Consider the following 17,815-nt stretch of genomic DNA (forward strand, 5'->3'; position numbering starts at 1 on the left):
AAAGGGCCCTGCCCAAGACTTTCTTTCATGTTGAAAGTCGGGCAGGGTCCCTTGGATTCTATTTATAAAAAGGACTATTCTGCAATACAGATGGACACACGGTTCTTGTCATTCTCCTGGAAAGGCTGAACATAGGCACCTTTAGAGTCTGCCGTGATACGGGCCTGCGCAATGCCATATTTGGTACGGAGCAAGGTCACTACCGACTGAGCACGCTGTGCTGCCAGGCGGTCATTGATCTTGTTGTTACCCGTACCGGCATCAGCATAACCGGTCACAGAAACCTTGGCATCGGGATGGCTATTCAGGAAGTCGGCCATTTCTTTCACTTTAGTCTCTTCGGCTGCGGTCACATTGTACTTGCCAATCGTGAAGAACACGTCCTTGCGCAGTTGCTCCACCACCTTTTCAGGTGCAGGAGCTGGCTTCTCGACGATGCGCTCCACAATGCGCTCCACAGGCTGCGGAGGCATGGGAGCCTCTACGCGACGTGCGGTATAGGTCTTGCCCAAGTTCACCTTGATGCCAGCCAGTGCATTGAAGTACCAGTCGGGGTTGCCTGCCTGCTTGGAATTGTAGCGATCGCTCAGCGCTGTAGCGTTCACCTCAATGCCCACAGAAACAGCCTTGCTCACGCGGAAATCGAAGTCCATGCCTGCACGGCCGAAGAAACGTGTCTTGGTGCCGTCCCACAGGTAGTCAAGATTCTGGTGGCTGAAGGGGAACACTGTACCCAGTTTGGCAGCCACGTCCTTGGCCTCATCGTTGTCGAAACCGATGTTGGCACCTGCACCCACGAAAGCTGACACGTTGAACACGCGGTTGGGGTTGAAACCTGCAAAGACATTGCTCAAGTTGAACATCAGGTCAAGTCCCGGTGCCACGTACTTGTACTTCCACTTGTAGGTGTTGTTGCCAATCTCCCAGCCGCCCCGGCTCTGCCAGGCATTTGCTGCCAGGCGGAGACCGAACTCCGGCGTGAAGTTGTAACCCACGGCCAGCTGTGCGTTGGGCGAAACCAAATCCTTGAATTTCACCTCACCCAATGTGTACTGACCACCAACCTGTCCCTGGATATACCAGTGAGGATTAAAATCGTATACCGTCTTTGCCTCGGGCTCCTGTGCAGATGCAGTCATGGCAGCCATCAGCATCAAGCCGGACATAAATACTTTATTGAGTTTCATATCGTTGAGTCTATTATGTATTTACCTATGTTTATTACTTACCTCTTACGTAGTACTTGCGGGCTGCCACCTTACCGGAGTAGTCTACGGCACTGTAAGAAATCTCGTAAACCTTGCCGCTCTGGAGAGTGCCGAGCTTGGCATGACGGATGGTACCGAATACCACCTTGTTCATGTTCTCACCACCATTGGCAGCCCGGAGGGCAGCCTGGAGGGCGGCACTACCGTTCTGGGCACTGGTAACGCTCTGGTTGAGGACCACATCCTTAACGGCATCGTTGGAGTTTTCCCAAACATTGGTCACTGCAATCCATTTCTTATAGGCGGGAGCCAAATACTCGAAAGAATGAGTGGTCAGCAGCAGACTGGAACCCGTAGCCAAGGCATCAGCACCGTAAGGCGTACCGCTCACCTGATAAAGCTGGGCATCACCCTTGCCGCAGAGCAGAGAGGGCTGCAGGTAATCGTTGATATGGGCAATGAAATGGTTGAAGCGATTGGCAAACTTGTTGTACTTGCTAATCAAGCTGTTGGCCTTGTTCACATAATTGTTGCCCTTGTTGTTCAGCTTGTTCTCGGCATTGTCGATCTGCTCGTTCACGTCCTTCTCCAGATCACCAAGGCGCTTGTTCAGGTCGTCTACGAGTTTGTCCACACCCTCTGCGGTGTACTTGGTCTTGTCACCGCTGGCATTCTCCACAACAATGTTGTAGTCACTGCCGGTGAGTTTCTCCACAGTTATGTTCTTAATATTGAGGTTCAACTGCTGCAGGGCGCTGATGGTGGGGATGCGATAAGAGATGTTTCTCAGAGAGCTGAACGAAAGAGGCTTCACTGCAGTGGCGGCAACGACATACTGCGAGAGTACGCTCTGGTTGCCGGTGCCGTCGTTCCAAGTGGTCTTCAGGGCCAGTGCGGGAAGCACGTTGGTCATGTTGTTGTAAACGAGGCTAGATATCTTGGTCAGGCTCAAGGGCTTGTTGTGGCGTAATTCCTTGAGCAGGGTGGTGGCAGCTTCTTTCAGTTCGCCAAGGTTCACGGCGGGCTTGATGCTCTGCACATCGGCAGCTTTCACGGTAGCCTGGGACTCATAGAAGCCGTTGGTGTTGGCACGGGTATAGCCGAAGTTGAGCACAGCATCAGAAGACTTCACTGCTGAGAGTGTCACGGGCGAGGCTTCGCCCTGGCTGTTCACCAGTGCAAACGTCTTGCCGTCAAGCGGAGTGCCCACGGGGTTCAGGGTCATGTAGACTGTTCCTGCATTACCCACGGCACCGTCTTCGGTCACAATAGTACCGCCGCCCAGAGTCTCTGAGGTTACGCCGGTAATGTCGAGGTCGACAGCAGAGAGTTTAGAGGTGGCGTCAGCATAGTAACCGGCATTGGCCGTCGGGAACTGGAACTGTGCGGGGGTGCCATAGTAGGCAGCAACAATCGTAGAACGCACGTCGCCCGTAGGAACGGCATAGTAGCCGAAGAGCGGATTGATGGCACCATTCACCATGATGCTGGTCACCTGCTTCTTGTAGGCGTTCTCCAAAGCCTCCACACGACTGCTCAAAGCGTCTATCTGATTCTTCAGCACTTTGTCGGCATCCTTGTAAGCCTGTTCCAAGTTGGCGATGGTTACATTCTGTGCATTGATCTTGTCAAGATTCTCATTGGCCAGCTTGGCGGCACTGTCGGCCAAGGTATAGGCCTGGGCAGCCAGCGTGGAGTCGGCCAGTGCTTTCCGGAAGAGCTCAGCCACTTGGGTCTCCAGACCTGTCACCGTGCCTTGAAGCGTGCTAATGAGTGTCTTGTTGTCATTTGCTTTGGTCAGAGCTTCGCCGGCAGTGGCCTCTACATTGGTCAGCCGCACGAGGGCGCTTGTCAGTGTAGCATCGAGCGTGTTCACCTTGTTCAGCACGTTGAGAACGGTCAAGTTCACCTCGTTGATGGCGTTCACCACGGAGTCCGTGCGCGTGTTCAGCGTTGTACTCAGCGTGTTGATTTTCTGATCCAACACCTGATCGGCACTTTCCAGAGCCTGCACGCGGGCAGTCAGACTAATGATGTCGGCACTGTTCTGGGCAATGGTCCGGCCATTGGCAGCCACAGTCTGGTTGAGCAGGTCGATAGCATCTTTGTGCTGGGCGATGGCTTGCTCAGCGGTCTGGATGGAAGCCTTGTTGGCAGCAATGTCGGTAGAGTTCTGATTGATGAGTGCTGTCAAGGCATCAACGCTGGTCTTAATGTCCGTGGCATTCTTGTTGATGGCAGCTTCGTTAACCTTGGTAACGGCGGCCAAAGAGTCCTGCGTGGCCCTGCACTGTGCCTTGCAGTTTGCCTGGGCTGTTTTCAAACTGTTCACCTGCTGGGTCAGCGCTTCGATCAGGCTTGTGTTCTGGGCCGTGCGCTCGTTCCAAGCAGAATCTCCGTCATAGTCCTTGCAGGAAACGAATACTCCTGCCGTTGCCGACAACATAGCGGCAACAAGAAGGCAATTAGTAATTCTCTTTTTCATTGAAACTTAATTTATGTAACTACAAATTATCCGTATGTTTATCGTTTATATACATTTTTTATATCACTTCGATTTATGGTTGCCAAGCCGGAAAAGTATTTTTGGCATTTCTGTGCGCAAAATTAGGTATTTTTTCTAACCTGCCAAAGCATTTTGACCAATTTTTCATAAGAGCACATTAAAATATTGATAAACAATAATTTTTCAAGTAGCTTTCGTTGGAAATCATTGATTTTTTAATGTCAATAGCTCGTATTGTCTTCACCTTATTATATATATTGTATTGCCGTCTGCACAAGCAAGGCGTGTTGCCTTCATCTGCTTGCACTCTGAGTTTTGGCCATAAGGCCAAGCTTTAAGAATACTTAAAACAATTTCAAAAACGGATTCTCTTCAAAATATTCGTGTAACTTTGCAACATGTTTTTCATGGTATTAGATTATTTAGGTTAATTTTGAGGCCGGCAGACTCGTGAGAGTCTGCCGGCCTGTTTGTTGAAAGCAGGCCCGTTTGGCTGTGACAGGGATGTCTGCTGCCGGAACCGTTGGCTGCTCGGGGTGAAAACGGCCTTACCGTTACGCCGTAAAGGCAGACCCGTTTGACCGTAGACGCACCGCCATTACAACGCAAACGCAACGCCATTACGGCATAAAGGCAGCACCGTTCCATCGTAATAATTCGGGCAAACTGCCGGAACGAGGGCTGTTCACCAACGAAATCACCCCGCCTTGAGGGCGAGGTGAACTATGGATGATTGCTTGAAGAAATCTTTATGAAAGGCTGATAATCAAACAAAAAACTGTCTAATTAACTGTTCATCCCAAGTACTGCCGCAGCGTGGAGGCGTAGTTGCTGTAACGAATCTTGCGCAGGGCTTTCTCGCGCACCTGGCGAATACGCTCGCGTGTCATGCCCATTTCGTCGGCAATCTCCTCCAGACTCTTCTCCATCACTCCGATACCGAACGACTCCTTGATGATTTTCTGCTCGCGTTGATTGAGCACCTCCTTAAGCAAGTCGCTGACAAACTGGTTCATCGACTGGCGGTCGAGCTGGCTGTCGGACTTGGAACCGATGTCGTCGGACGAGAGGATGTCAGCCATCGAAGTATCGTCTTCGTTGCCCAGCGGGGCGTCAATGCTGGTGGTATGCGAGGCGGCATCCATCGCTGCCTCTATTTGTGCTTCCTCGATTCCGGTGAGTTGGGCCAGCTCATGAGTGGATGGAATGCGGCCGTGTTGCTGGAGAAACTGCTCCGTGGCCCGGTTCACCTTGCCGGCAATGCCCACTTGATTAAGGGGCACGCGCACAATGCGGCTCTTCACCGCCAGTGCTTCCATGATGCTTTGACGAATCCACCACACGGCGTAGGATATGAATTTGAAGCCTCGCGTCTCGTCGAATTTCTCGGCTGCCTTCACCAAACCCATGTTGCCTTCATTGATTAAATCGGTGAGAGTAATGCCTTGATGCTGATACTGTTTGGCCACAGAGACAACAAAACGCAGGTTGCCGCTTACCAGTCTGTCGCGCGCTTTCTCTCCCTCCTTGCCGCCTTTGTGGATGGTCTGGGCCAGGGCCGCTTCCTCGTCGGGCGTGAGCATGGGCTCGCGCGCTATCTCCGTGAGATAGCGATCGAGGGCCTCGCTGTTGCGGCTGGTAATGTTTTTGGTGATTTTGAGCTGTCTCATTGTGAATAGGTTTATAGGGGAAGTTTCTAAAGTTTCTTGGACAAAAGTACGAATAAATCTTTTAACGCCCAAGCATATCCCGGAAAAAAGACGACGACAGCCCCCATTTTCTGTGTCGGCTGGGGGCTGTCGGGGATTTGACGGATTGGTTACAGGAGGATTTTCTTGCCGCCCTGGATATACACGCCCCTCGTGAGGTGCGCCACTTTCATGCCTTGCAGATTGTAGGTGGCAGGGGTGCCGGCTGCATGGGGCAGCCGAATGCCGGTGGCTGCATCGATATCAGCCACAAAGTCGATGTCGTGGATATAGGACGTGCCGGTGGTCGAGGTCAGGCCGAAAATGGTCTGGCCCAGGCAGATGTCGGTGTTGCCGGTGGTCGAGATATTGTCGGCGATGCCGCTTCTGGCCATGTCCCAGGCAATGACCTGGTAGGCTTCCCCGTTGAGCGTGACGTCCCGGGCAATGGTGGGAGGCACCTGTGTGCCCCGGTTCTTGCCGTTGAGCCACCACAGGTAGGAGGCGCCGGCGCGCGTACTGAGGTTCCGGCCCAGCACCATGAGGTATTTCTGCCGGGGCGAGATGCTGTAGTTCAGGTTGTTGTAGTCGAGCATCAGGCACACGTTGTTGTCGCCTCCCTGGTTCACGGTGATGATATTCCGGCCCGCATCATAGCTGATGTTGGCGGGCTGCAGCCGGCCCTTGTCGCCCGACTTCCAGTCGCCGGCCGTGAAACGATAGGTATAGTCCGTGTGGTTGCGCATGAGACGGAGGTAGTAGAGTCCCGGGCACAGGGTGCCGGACGATGCCGACAGGCGCACCACAAACTTGTCTTTGGCCTTGCCCTTGACGGTGGCGAGACTGGCGGGGATGGCAAACTCCACGTTGTAGAAGTCGTTGACGGCCCCCTTTACAGAGGACGGAATCACGATGTCGGCCAGCTTTTCGCCATCGACGGTGAGCGTGGCCCTGCGGCCCGCATCGGCCGTGGTGAAACGGCAGAGCACGGCCAGACTGTCGGTCACGCCGCCGGGATTGAAGAGCGAGTACTGAATGTAGCCTCCGGCCTTAGCATCACGGTAGGTCTCATCATTGTAGCTGCCCGTCGAGGAGTCGTCGCTGTAGCTGTACTCATGGCCGGCCTCGCTCTGCTGTTCACCCGTGGCCACAAAGTCGATGGTGCGTTCCTGCAACTTCTTGTTGGCCTGTTCGCTGGCCGCCATGTCGCTGGCGGCATAGTTTTCGGCGGTCTGCTGATACCAGTAGCACATGTAGCGGCTGTGGTGAATCTCGTAGAAAGGCTTGAGGGTCAGCCTGTTCCACTTGTAGTCCGGGGCGTCGCTTCGGCTGGCGTCAATGCTGAACTGCAGCCGTGAGGGCTGTGTGGGGGCGATGCGTTCCAGCACATGGGCACGCTCGCCAATGAGCAAGGGTGCAGCCGTGAGGCTCCGACTGGAGGCCATGGCACTTGGGGCATGGTCCATGCGGCCCTCGCCGGCAAACTCGTTGGGCAGTCGTTCGGCAGTGAGGCCGGTGGTGTCGGCATCGGTTGCGTCCACGGCCGTGGTTTGTGCGGCGAGCAAAAGCGGGCCGTACTCAAAGGCCACGTAGTCGGTGTAGTTGGGGCACTCGACAGTGCGGAGCTGCATGGGCAGCGCGACGGTGACCACGTCGCCCCTCTTCCACTTGCGCGTGAGGCGGGCATAGCCGGCCTTGCCCGGCGTGACGGCCACCTGCTGCTTCTCGCCGTTCACGAGGATGGCATAGCCCTCGGTGGTCCACCAGGGATGGCGCACGGCGAGGGTGTAGCTGCCGCCCTTGTCGATGGTGATGCGGGTTTGGGGCTCATAGGGATAGGCGGTCTGCTGCGTGAGGGCAAACTTGGCGTTAGCCAGCTTGCTGGCTGTGAAGAGATTGACGTAGATGACGGAGTCGCCGTCGTGCGTATAGACAAAGTGCCCGTACTTGCTGTGGTTTTCCATGCCGGTGCCCACGCAGCACCACATGCCCTGGTTCACCTGCGAGTAGATGCGATAACCCTGCGGGCGCAGGGTGGTGAAGTAGACGTAGCCGCCCGTCTTGGGGTCTTGGGTGGAGAGAATGTGGTTCCAAGTGGTGTATTCGTAGAAGTCGGCGTAGCGTGCGTCGTGGGTATTGTCGCTGAGCATCTCCGAGAGTTTGAGCATGTTGTTGGAGTTGCAGCTCTCCGGGCCGTCCAGATGGTCGATGTATCGGTGGCTGTTGGCCGCCGAGAGAAAGTGCTCGGCCACACTGTTGCCGCCGATGCACACCGTGCGGTTGAGGGCCACGTCGTTCCAGAAGTTCCCGGCCGCCAGCTCGTATTTCTTCTGCAGTTCGCTCCCACCCTGCTCTCCTATCCGTTCAAAACCGATATACTTGGGCACCTGTGTGTTGGCATGCCGATTGTCGAGAAAGGTGGCATTCTGCATCTGCATGCCGTTGAGCATGGTCTGGTGGGAGTATTTTTGAGCGGCATCCATATATTTTTGGTCACCAAAGAGGGTGTAGGCATCAGCCAGGCTCTCGTTCATGCCGCCGTGTTCGGTGTCGAGCACCGACTGCATGGCTGCGTTATCGAGCCGGGCCACCACGTTGACACTCCAGTCGACCAGCTTGCGGAACATCTCCCGAGCCTCCTTGTTGCCGGCATAAACATAGGCGTCACGGAGGCCGGCCAACACCTTGTGCTGGCAATAGAACGGCACCCAGCCACGCACGCTGCGGAAGCCCGACACGTCGCCGGCATAGAGTTTCTTCCAGGCTTCGTTGATAGGCTGTCCGCCGATGAACCCGCGGAGGCCCTCTGTGTTGCCGTCGTAGGCATCCTGACAGTCTTTGAGAACCTTCAGCATATACTCGAGCCGCTGTTTCAGCCGGGCTTTCATGCCTGCATCCCGACAGGCTGCATAGGCCAGGGCCAGGGCCGACAGGTAGTGTCCGCCCACGTGGCCCGACAGGTCAAAACCGTTTCCGCCCCAGTTGGCAAAGTTGGGATGCAGGGTCTGCCAGCCGGCATAATCGCCCATATTGAGCCCTGCCTGACGCACAAAGGGGGCCAGCAAACGGTCGGCATCATAGTCCAACAGCACCTTGAAGTTCAGTTCCATGGCGGTCTTGAACGGGCTGTCGAACAAGGTGACCTCGCTCAAATCGAAGTGATGGGGATAAAGCATGCTTTGGGCATGGACGGGGGCGGCGGCGCTCATGGCCAGCACGGCAGACAGCAATAGTCCTTGAGGTTGTTTCATTTTAGGATTGGATTGAATGGAGGACTGGTGTCCCGATGGTTGAATAACAAGTTGATTGGGTGCAAAGATACACTATTTCTTTGAAGTTCTTCCATGTTTTTGCCGTAAAATACGGTGCAATTGTTGCAGAAACGCGATAAATTCAGTAACTTTGCCCCAAGCGTTCACGCTGTTATGACACGTTCATCATGAGTAAAGACATCAAGAAAATAGTACTTACCGGCGGTCCCTGTGCCGGCAAGACCACGGCCTTGGTCAAGGTGATAGACCATTTTTCCAGCATGGGCTTCAAGGTTTTCACCATCCCCGAGGTGCCCACGCTGTTCTTGCAAGCGGGCATGGATTATCTGACCAAGAACCGCAACTTCTTCTATGAGGGCGAGAAAGCCACGCTGGAGATACAGCTGGCTCTCGAAGACAAGTTCATGAAGATGGCCGAACAGGTGGACGAACCGTCTGTCATCGTGTGCGATCGGGGTGCCATGGACATTTCGGCCTATATGGATGCCACCATGTGGGAGGACATTACAGGGCTGGTGGGCACTTCCACACAGCAGCTCATCGGGCGCTACGATGCCGTGCTCCACCTGGTGTCGGCCGCCGACGGCGCCGAGGAATTCTACACCACGAGCAGCAACGCCCAGCGGCTGGAACAGAAAAACGAGGAAGGACTGCGCGTGGCCCGGGAGCTGGACAAGCGCGTGGTCAATGCCTGGAGCGGGCATCCGCACCTGCGTGTCATCAACAATCACCAGGACTTCGACACCAAGCTCAACCGGGTACTCATGGAAATATCGGCTGTTCTCGGGCTGCCGCAGCCCATCACCGAGGAGCGCAAGTATATCGTGGAGGTGACAGGAAGCATGCCGGCCACCATCGACAGCGACATCACGCAGACCTATCTCGTGGCCGACCCCGACAGTGAGGTGAGGCTTCGTCGGCGCAACTGGTCGAACGGCAAGCGCGTCAACGTGCACACGATGAAGAAAACGGTCGAGGGCAACAAGCAGGTGGAGACCGAGCGGCAGGTGAGCAATGCGCTCTACGACTCGCTGCTTTCCCAAGCCGACCCCTACCGCCACACCATCACCAAGAAGCGTCGCAGCTTCATCTGGAAAGGCCAGTACTTTGAACTCGACACCTATCTAAATCAATTGCAGGGACTCGTCATTTTGGAGACCAAAGGGATTACCAGCACCGAGGATGTGAACTTCCCACCATTCATCAAGGTGGTGAGCGACATCACGGGCGACCGCAACTATTATAATTACAATCTGGCCCTGAGAAAGTAGGGCCGGAACTACTCACAGCACATGCACATTGTTATTGCAGGAAACATCGGAAGCGGGAAAACCACACTCACCCACAAGCTCGTGCAGCATTATGGATGGGAACCACGGCTGGAGAGTGTGCAGTTCAACCCCTACCTCGGTGACTATTATAAAGACATGAAACGCTGGTCACTCAATCTGGAAGTGTTCTTCTTGAAAGAGCGTTTCCGCGATCTTCTGGAGATAGTCCGCTCCCCAAACACCATCGTTCAGGACAGGTCGATATTCGAGGGAGTCTATATCTTCACGGCCAACAACCACGATATGGGCAACATGAGCGACCGCGACTATGAAACTTACATGGGGCTCTTCGAGTCGATGATGATGGTGGCGCGCGAGCCAGACCTCATGGTCTACCTGCGTGCCTCGGTTCCGCATCTTGTGGAGCACATTCACCAGCGTGGCCGCGACTACGAACAGAACATGCAGTTGGACTACCTGAAGAACCTAAACGACCGCTACGAAGACTTCATTCAGAACAAATACAAAGGGCGCGTGCTCACCATAGACGTGGACGATCTCGACATACTTTATTCGCGGGAAGACTTTGCTTCGGTCATCAGCAGGATAGACCGACAGCTAGCCGAAATAGAGCACAAGGAGAATTTGTTGTTTGCAACATAGCCCGCCGCCCCTCTCACATTCATTATCCACCCTTTAATTCTCATTAGACACTTCTACAATGCACATTGCTATCGCAGGAAATATAGGCAGCGGCAAGACCACACTGACCCGCATGCTCGCCAAACGCTATGGATGGACACCCCGTTTTGAGCCCGTGGACAACAATCCTTATCTGGACGATTTCTATCACGACATGAACCGATGGTCGTTCAATCTCCAAATCTATTTCTTGAACAAACGCTTCAAGGAAGTAGTGGAAATAGCTCAAAGCAAGGAGACCATCATTCAGGACCGCACCATTTTTGAGGATGCCCGCATCTTTGCACCCAACCTGCACGCCCAGGGATACATGAGCGATCGCGACTTCGAAAACTACTCGAACTTGTTCGATCTGATGATGTCGCTGGTAAAATTGCCGCAGCTCATGATATATATCCGCTCGTCTATTCCCACACTTGTGAACCACATTGAGAAGCGAGGGCGGTCGTTCGAGAAGAGTATTCGCATAGATTATCTCACGGGATTGCAACAGCGTTACGAGAACTGGATAGCCGGTTACAAGGGTGATCTGATTATTGTTGACGGCGATAAAATCAGCTTTGAGGATACGCCCGAGGATTTTCGCAAGGTCACCGATATGATCGATGCCAAGCTCTATGGCCTCTTTCCCATGGACGAGTCCGGGACTGCCAACGCCAAAGGTTGAACCGCAACAGAAAAAGATAATGCCATGACAGAAACAAACGAAATCAAGACAGCAGGAATCAATGCCCTCGTGACAGGCAAGGAGGAGGGCCGCGAGGTGCTGCTCGTAGGTCTGAAAGCGGCCTATCAGGACAAGCCGCAGTACCAGAAGGCTTTGAAACGAGAGTTCGATCAGTGCCATGAGACGGAACATCCGCACATCCTGCGATATTTGGAACTCAAGAAAGTGGCAGGATTCGGCCATTGCATTGTGATGGAATGGGAGCCGGCACGTCCGCTGTCCGACTATATGCAAGAGGCCCATACCGAGGAGGAAAAGAAGAAAATTGTACGCCAGGTGGCCGAGGTCGTGGGCTTCATGCACCGGATGGGCAAGGTGCACGGCGCACTGACACCCGCCGTGGTGTTTGTAACCACAAAGGGAGACGAGGTCAAAGTGCTGAACTTCAGGTTGCGCTACGCCGACAATCTCTATGAGCCGGCTGCAACTCTCAAGTTTCGGGCTCCCGAGGCCAAGGATGGAACGGTGGCCATCGACGCCCGTGCCGACATCTTTTCACTGGGTGTCATGGTTCGGGAAATGGGGCTGGGCGACGACTATCAGCAGGTGGTGGCCGGCTGTTGCAGCTATGGGCGCAGTGAGCGTTATGCCGACGTGGATGCCTTTCTCGATGCACTTGAGCATCGTCACTATAGCCGAAGCACAGCCCGCAGCTCCTCTTCGGGAAACAAGAAACTGGCCATCCTTATGTCCGCTGTCGTGGCAGTACTGGCAGTGGCCGTACTGCTTTGGTTCAATAAAAACAATGAAACCGCTGGAATGGCCCAGCCCACCAGTGAGCTGGCCGACTCTGTGCAAGCGGCTCCAGGCGTGGAAGCGGCTGCGGCAAATACTCCGGCCGAAACGGCCCAGCCTACAGACGATGCTCCGGCAACGTCCGAACAGGCCACATCCGCTGGTCAGACAGGCGGAAAGTACACCGGCGACATGGAATTTCTGAACCGCCTCGTACCGCAGATGCACATTGATTTGGACAAGATTTATGCGCGTGGCGGTGATGCCGCTGCCGTGCACAGGCGGGTCGCAGCTTACTATAAGGGACTGCGCCGCACGCTCGGCAACTTGAGCCAAGAGCAGTTTGCTGCTTTCGACGAGGCTTTTGCCAGCTACGTGACGGCCAAAAAGGCAGGGCAAGAACCCTAATTCCGAGGTTCATGAAGCGTCATGATGCCACAGGATATGGAGTTTTGGCAATAGCTTCTATCCTGTGTTCAGGTTCACTTGGGGCCCAGACTGTGCAAGAACCCGCCGGTCACCGATTGCCCAACATAGGAGTCGGGCTGAACCACCACCATGATTCCCTGCTTTGTAGTCGGCTCAATGTGGGTCTGCGCACCGAAGTGGACAGTCTGCATGGACTTCAATTCGGACTGTTCTATGGCGGTATCCGTAGGGATGCCCAAGGCTTGATAGTGGCAGGAATAGCCAATGCCGCCCATGCCATGAGCGGCATCCAACTGGCCGGTTTCAGCAATATTGTCTTCACGCCAATGCGTGGGCTGCAGCTCAGCATGCTCACAAACATCGCCATGGGTGTGCGCAAGGGAACCCAGATCTCCACTACAGCCAATGTCAGTTCCGGGCAGATGCACGGTCTTCAACTGGGTGCTTACAACTATGCAGACACGCTGACCGGTTCCCAAATCGGCATCATCAACGTAGCACTGAGCCATCCGCGTGGGGTGCAGGTGGGCTTCTTCAATTACACACGCGACACCATTGCCCGCAAGATAGGGCTGGTCAATGTCAATCCCAAGACGCGCATTGACCTGCTCGCCAGCTTGGGCACCGCCTCAAAACTGAACGCTGCCCTGCGTTTCCGCAATCGCAGCACCTACAGCATCGTGGGCGTGGGGTCGCATTACATGGGATTCGACGAAGGCTTCTCCGGAGCCATCTATTACCGTATCGGGCAGTACTTTACGCTTTCTCCACGTTGGACCATCAGCGGCGACTTGGGATTCTACCATGTCGAGAGCTTCAAGAAGAATTCAGAAGATGCCCCAGAGCGGCTTTACTCCCTGCAAGGACATGTCAATCTGGACTATCAAGTGACTCTGACACTGGGTGCATTTGTTTCTGCCGGCTACGGAACGACACGCCTCTATGGCTCCAACCACAACTATCGGACGCGTCCGATCCTCCAGGCAGGCCTGAGTTTCCGCTACCATCACAATGCGACACAGGAAGAAAAATGGCTATCAGAGCGGCTGCGTGACCAACAATACCAGCTGGGACAACTGCGCGACACACCCGCCGACCGCCTGTATCGAATGACCGATCCTGCCTACACCCGGCACCGCTGGTGGCGTGCCGCAGCCGAAACAGCAGGCATCAACGTGTTTGTGCATAGCTTCGACCGCTTCGTTCTCAACGAAGAGTTTGCACGAGTCAACTTCAAAAGCATTGCCCACAACTGGCGACACGCTTTCGTTTGGGACAATGACCAGTTCTCTACCAACCTTTTTGCCCATCCTTATCACGGAAATTTGTATTTCAACTCGGCGCGCAGCAACGGACTTGGCTTCTGGCAGAGCACACCATACGCACTGGGAGGGAGTGCAATGTGGGAACTTTGCGGTGAGGTGGAACCACCCGCCATCAACGATCTCATAGCTACAACCTTTGGCGGAATCTGCTTGGGCGAGATTACCCACCGCATTTCGGCCCTCATTCTCAACGACCGCAGCCGGGGCTTCTCCCGTTTCCTGCGCGAAGCGGCGGCCATGGTGGTCAATCCCATGCAGGGACTCACCCGCATCATGGACGGTGACGCCTGGCACATTCGCCGCGACAAGTATCTCTATCACGACTTCAGTCGCATCCCGGTGGAGTTTACAATGACCTTGGGGGGCCGTTATCTGGCCGACAATGGTGGGCTCTTTCGGGGAGAACGGTTGCCCTATCTCTCATTTAATTTAGAGTATGGCGATCCTTTCGAGGAGGCCGACACCCAGCCTTACAGCTATTTTTGTGCCAATGTCAGTATGGGGTTCTCGGGCAGTCAGCCGCTGTTCAGCGGCCTGCACCTCATGGGACGTCTGTGGAGCAGCATTGTTTACAGTGGCAAGGAAGGACAAACGCTCGTCGGATTGTTCCAGCATTTCAACTACTACGATTCCAAACCGGTGAAAGATGGCACCACGCTCACGCCTTACCGCATATCCGAAGCAGCTGCTTTCGGCCCCGGCATCATCTGGCAGTTTCCACGCGTGGGTAATCTCTCACGACTCGAACAACGGCTGTTTGCCGACCTTATTCTGTTGGGTGGCACCAAGAGCGACTATTACAACATCATCGACCGCGACTATAACATGGGGTCAGGCTTCAGCCTCAAGACCAACACACTGATGGAATTTCCCCGTCTGGGACGCTTCGTTCTCCACGTAGACTACTACCGTATCTTCACTTGGAAAGGCTATGAAGGCAAGGATCTGACCACCGTCAACCCACTCTATCTGAACGCTCAAGGCGACCGGGGCAATGCAGAACTATTGGTCATCAACCCCATGTTCCTGTTCCATTTGAAGCACAACCTGGGCATAGAACTGGCAGGAGCCTATTATGCACGCAACACCCATTACAAATATCACGACGAAGTGCGGGCCCGCACCTTTGAGGTTCGGGCCGGACTGGTTTATCGTTTCTGATATTGATTTTCTATTGGACGTATCCAAGGACAGCCTGACCGACAACATGAAAGGGAGCCTTACCCCTCTACCGTCAGTCACTACCGCCTGAAGTCAACGCACATTCAGTGTCGTCAGTCGGCGATGATGCTCCAAACCAGGAAAGAAATCACCGCTATGGCTATCAAAGAAAGCAGTACTGTGAGTACGTTTTCTGCAAAAGCCTCATGGCGTTGCTCCCGGATTTTTGCTTGTTTGTCTTTTTCTGCTTGGTCAGTATGACGGGTCTGTTCCTGTGTCATGTTTATAAATTTTCTTACTTGTTGTCGTGAAGTAAGCCCTTGCTTCTATTACAAGAGTTTGTTTGTAGGGGGACTGCAAAATTAATACTATTTCTTTTACCCCGCAACGATATTGCCAAATAATTGCAAAAATAGTGTGCAACGACACTGAAAAAGACTTTTTTAACGGCAGAAAGCACACTCTTTGCCCAGAGAACACGTAACTTTGCACTATATATAATAAGGTATGAATACTTCCCACACCCTTACAGCCCTGCTCCTTGTTTTAGGAGTCACCCTACCTATACAGGCCCAGGACAATCGCAATCCCCTGCGCGACAGCCTGGCCAAGGCCACCGACGCACTGGCTTATCACCCCGACTCCATCGACTTGAGACTGAAAAAGGCAGCTTGGAATGTGGAATTGGGGCAATGGCAATACGCCAAAGACGAGTACGACATCGTGTTACAGCACCAGCCCAACAGCATTGCTGCGCTCTACTATCGGGCTTACGTCAACGGCAAACTCCATCGCTACAACTTTGCCCGCCTCGATTACGAGCGTCTGTTGGAGATGGTGCCGGGCAATTTCGAGGCCCAGCTGGGACTGGCTCTGCTCAATCAAAAAGACCGTCATTATACCGAAGCGATGGACGGCATCAACCGACTGGTGGCGGCTTTTCCAGATTCAGCTTCCGCCTGGGCGGCGCGCGCGGGCATCGAACAGCAGCAGGACATGCTCGAACCGGCAGACTATGACTTTACCGAAGCCCTGAAGCGCGACCCGCAGAATGCCGACTACCTGCTCTCGCGGGCCGACGTCCGCATCCGGCTCCGGCGGTTCGGCCAGGCGCGCCGCGACCTTGACGCCATTGTCAAGCTGGGCACACCGCGCCTGGCCCTGCGCGAATGGTACGACCGTTGCAAGTAATCGGCCCGTCAACATGAGCGCACTGTCGGCACCCGTCTTCGCTGACCGGGCATTACTTGCCCTGTATCTTGGTCATGTAATGCTCCCGCACGTCTTTCCAATGATAGTAAGGCGCACAATCCGTTGACAGCGGAAGCGTTGCCTCGTCTTCGTTCAGCAACACCTTGACCAGTATGTCGGCCCCGTCGAGCCTGCCTTTTGTCGGCTTGTAGAAAATGAACTGGACGTTGCATCCCATGGGATAAATGTCGAAATTGTTCCATCCCCTGTCATCCAGCTCCTCCAAATCGTCTATGGTTTCGCCGTAGCGGTTCAGGTTAAGGAGGCACACCAGCGGCATCACGTCCGACTCATGGGCATAGCGCAATGTCGCTCCGGGGTGCGGCAGCCTGATGCAGCTGTCGGCCGTGGCCAGGATGTTGCGCAGCAGGTTCACCTGCGTATAGATGCCGGCCTGCCCTGCCTGCTTGCTCGGCCCATAGTAGGTGTACCAGAAAGCATTGGTCCGTTGCCAGAAGTCGTAGACCTCCTCCTCGGTAAAAATGTCCCAAAGCGAGAGCTTGTGGCGCAGTTCCGTGCTCTGCACGTTGGCGGCCAGGCGCAACAGATGGTTGGCCAGGCTGCTGCCGTTGATGCTGCGAACAAAAGCCGTATCGTTGAAGAGCACGGTCATCAGATGGGCATGGCTGTCGTGGTTGCGGTTGAATGCCTGCACGGCCTCCCGGGCTTCTGGAGTATCGCGCAGCTTGTTGTAGCGGCTGTTCTCGTCATTCATGTAGTACATGTCGTGGTAGCTGGCATCGTGGCGGATGCGCAATTTCGGATTGATGCTGGCCAATTCCTGCAGCGCATTCTCCATGGAGAGGATGCAACGAATCACAATTGTCGACTTCGCGTCGATGTTTGTCTCGCCGGCAAACACCTGCGGAAAGCGTCCGATCATGCGGCGTGCAATCTGCCGGTGCTGCTCGGCACCGAGCTGCGTCAGCTCGCCGTCCCGCCCCATGGCCTCGTTGCGAATCATCCTCACTTTGTCCAGCACCTCACGCCCCCGGGGCGTCAGCTTGCCCAGTGAGTCGGCTTGTTGCAGCGTTTCATAGGTCTTGTCATAGTCGCCACGGCCAATGAGGTAGCGCGATCCGTGTCGACCGTAGTGGCTGATGTAGAAAGGCTCGTAGCCTTTCGGCGTGGGCGTGAGGGCTTTCTTCGGTCCGGGATAAGCCAGATAGTTGCTGGCGGCCAGGTTGATGTTGGCTTGGATTCGCTGCCGGGCCTGCTGGGCGTTTGCCCCCCAGGCCGTCACAACAGACAATGCAACGATCAGAACAGTTCTTTTCATCATTCTATGTTTTGTTTTATAGGTAAGTCGGGCATTCGTCGGGCTGCCTGAACCCTTGTGCAGCACAAATTTACCGATTCTGTCCGACATTCTTCCCGAGGCCTGTTTTTGCGCTTTTCCTTTTAACTTTTTTTATTGCACGCGTCCCAAAACAGGACTCAATTACCCGTAAAAAAGCGGGGTAAAAAGTTGTTTAACCCATTTTTTGGCCGTAACTTTGCACAAGATAAGAAAAGGACTTATTGTTATTCATTAATTATA

Annotated in this window: 12 protein-coding genes; 6 read left to right on the forward strand and 6 right to left on the reverse strand. The window is 54.4% G+C overall.

Features of this window, described 5'->3' with window-relative positions; all coding sequences use genetic code 11:
• Window positions 1-74: 74 nt before the first annotated feature.
• From L888_RS0106595 to L888_RS0106610, 4 genes are all read right to left on the reverse strand, one after another.
• Entirely contained in the window at window positions 75-1,187 is a 1,113-nt protein-coding gene (locus L888_RS0106595) for an OmpA family protein (protein WP_005843279.1), read from the reverse strand.
• Window positions 1,188-1,221: 34 nt separating this feature from the next.
• Window positions 1,222-3,693, reverse strand: coding sequence for a coiled-coil domain-containing protein (locus L888_RS0106600; RefSeq protein WP_027952319.1), 2,472 nt, complete (start codon window positions 3,691-3,693; stop codon window positions 1,222-1,224).
• Window positions 3,694-4,508: 815 nt separating this feature from the next.
• On the reverse strand, window positions 4,509-5,384 hold the full coding sequence (locus L888_RS0106605; RefSeq protein WP_005843273.1) for a sigma-70 family RNA polymerase sigma factor: 876 nt from the start codon (window positions 5,382-5,384) through the stop codon (window positions 4,509-4,511).
• A gap of 149 nt (window positions 5,385-5,533) precedes the next feature.
• A complete protein-coding gene (locus L888_RS0106610) occupies window positions 5,534-8,653 on the reverse strand; it encodes a glycoside hydrolase family 127 protein (RefSeq protein WP_027952320.1) in 3,120 nt (1,039 codons plus the stop codon).
• A gap of 188 nt (window positions 8,654-8,841) precedes the next feature.
• Here L888_RS0106610 and L888_RS0106615 point away from each other — a divergent pair, with 188 nt between their 5' ends.
• Genes L888_RS0106615 through L888_RS0106635 form a run of 5 tightly spaced genes read left to right on the forward strand, consistent with a single transcriptional unit; the run spans window position 8,842 to window position 15,024 of the window.
• Window positions 8,842-9,945 (forward strand): AAA family ATPase, encoded by a 1,104-nt coding sequence (locus L888_RS0106615; protein WP_027952321.1) that lies wholly within the window; start codon window positions 8,842-8,844, stop codon window positions 9,943-9,945.
• Window positions 9,946-9,966: 21 nt separating this feature from the next.
• Window positions 9,967-10,608 (forward strand): deoxynucleoside kinase, encoded by a 642-nt coding sequence (locus L888_RS0106620; protein ID WP_005843267.1) that lies wholly within the window; start codon window positions 9,967-9,969, stop codon window positions 10,606-10,608.
• Window positions 10,609-10,666: 58 nt separating this feature from the next.
• Window positions 10,667-11,314, forward strand: coding sequence for a deoxynucleoside kinase (locus tag L888_RS0106625; protein ID WP_005843265.1), 648 nt, complete (start codon window positions 10,667-10,669; stop codon window positions 11,312-11,314).
• Between the two features lie 24 nt (window positions 11,315-11,338).
• Window positions 11,339-12,517: a serine/threonine protein kinase gene (locus L888_RS0106630; protein ID WP_027952322.1), complete on the forward strand. Its 1,179-nt coding sequence runs from the start codon at window positions 11,339-11,341 to the stop codon at window positions 12,515-12,517.
• 11 nt (window positions 12,518-12,528) lie between these two features.
• On the forward strand, window positions 12,529-15,024 hold the full coding sequence (locus L888_RS0106635; protein WP_027952323.1) for a DUF3943 domain-containing protein: 2,496 nt from the start codon (window positions 12,529-12,531) through the stop codon (window positions 15,022-15,024).
• A 113-nt stretch (window positions 15,025-15,137) separates the two neighbouring features.
• Here L888_RS0106635 and L888_RS0106640 read toward each other — a convergent pair whose 3' ends face one another.
• Window positions 15,138-15,305: a hypothetical protein gene (locus tag L888_RS0106640; protein ID WP_027952324.1), complete on the reverse strand. Its 168-nt coding sequence runs from the start codon at window positions 15,303-15,305 to the stop codon at window positions 15,138-15,140.
• A 226-nt stretch (window positions 15,306-15,531) separates the two neighbouring features.
• On the opposite strand from L888_RS0106640, the gene L888_RS0106645 reads away from it, so the two are divergent.
• On the forward strand, window positions 15,532-16,215 hold the full coding sequence (locus L888_RS0106645; protein WP_027952325.1) for a tetratricopeptide repeat protein: 684 nt from the start codon (window positions 15,532-15,534) through the stop codon (window positions 16,213-16,215).
• Window positions 16,216-16,267: 52 nt separating this feature from the next.
• Here L888_RS0106645 and L888_RS0106650 read toward each other — a convergent pair whose 3' ends face one another.
• Window positions 16,268-17,554: a histidine-type phosphatase gene (locus tag L888_RS0106650; RefSeq protein WP_027952326.1), complete on the reverse strand. Its 1,287-nt coding sequence runs from the start codon at window positions 17,552-17,554 to the stop codon at window positions 16,268-16,270.
• Window positions 17,555-17,815: the final 261 nt, after the last annotated feature.

It is taken from the genome of Hallella seregens ATCC 51272, assembly GCF_000518545.1.
Classification (GTDB): domain Bacteria; phylum Bacteroidota; class Bacteroidia; order Bacteroidales; family Bacteroidaceae; genus Prevotella; species Prevotella seregens.

Excerpts from the sequence above, each read along its gene's own strand:
- L888_RS0106595 (WP_005843279.1), bottom strand. The coding sequence starts at position 1,187 with ATGAAACTCAATAAAGTATTTATGTCCGGCTTGATGCTGATGGCTGCC.
- L888_RS0106600 (WP_027952319.1), bottom strand. The coding sequence starts at position 3,693 with ATGAAAAAGAGAATTACTAATTGCCTTCTTGTTGCCGCTATGTTGTCG.
- L888_RS0106605 (WP_005843273.1), bottom strand. The coding sequence starts at position 5,384 with ATGAGACAGCTCAAAATCACCAAAAACATTACCAGCCGCAACAGCGAG.
- L888_RS0106610 (WP_027952320.1), bottom strand. The coding sequence starts at position 8,653 with ATGAAACAACCTCAAGGACTATTGCTGTCTGCCGTGCTGGCCATGAGC.
- L888_RS0106615 (WP_027952321.1), top strand. The coding sequence starts at position 8,842 with ATGAGTAAAGACATCAAGAAAATAGTACTTACCGGCGGTCCCTGTGCC.
- L888_RS0106620 (WP_005843267.1), top strand. The coding sequence starts at position 9,967 with ATGCACATTGTTATTGCAGGAAACATCGGAAGCGGGAAAACCACACTC.
- L888_RS0106625 (WP_005843265.1), top strand. The coding sequence starts at position 10,667 with ATGCACATTGCTATCGCAGGAAATATAGGCAGCGGCAAGACCACACTG.
- L888_RS0106630 (WP_027952322.1), top strand. The coding sequence starts at position 11,339 with ATGACAGAAACAAACGAAATCAAGACAGCAGGAATCAATGCCCTCGTG.
- L888_RS0106635 (WP_027952323.1), top strand. The coding sequence starts at position 12,529 with ATGAAGCGTCATGATGCCACAGGATATGGAGTTTTGGCAATAGCTTCT.
- L888_RS0106640 (WP_027952324.1), bottom strand. The coding sequence starts at position 15,305 with ATGACACAGGAACAGACCCGTCATACTGACCAAGCAGAAAAAGACAAA.
- L888_RS0106645 (WP_027952325.1), top strand. The coding sequence starts at position 15,532 with ATGAATACTTCCCACACCCTTACAGCCCTGCTCCTTGTTTTAGGAGTC.
- L888_RS0106650 (WP_027952326.1), bottom strand. The coding sequence starts at position 17,554 with ATGAAAAGAACTGTTCTGATCGTTGCATTGTCTGTTGTGACGGCCTGG.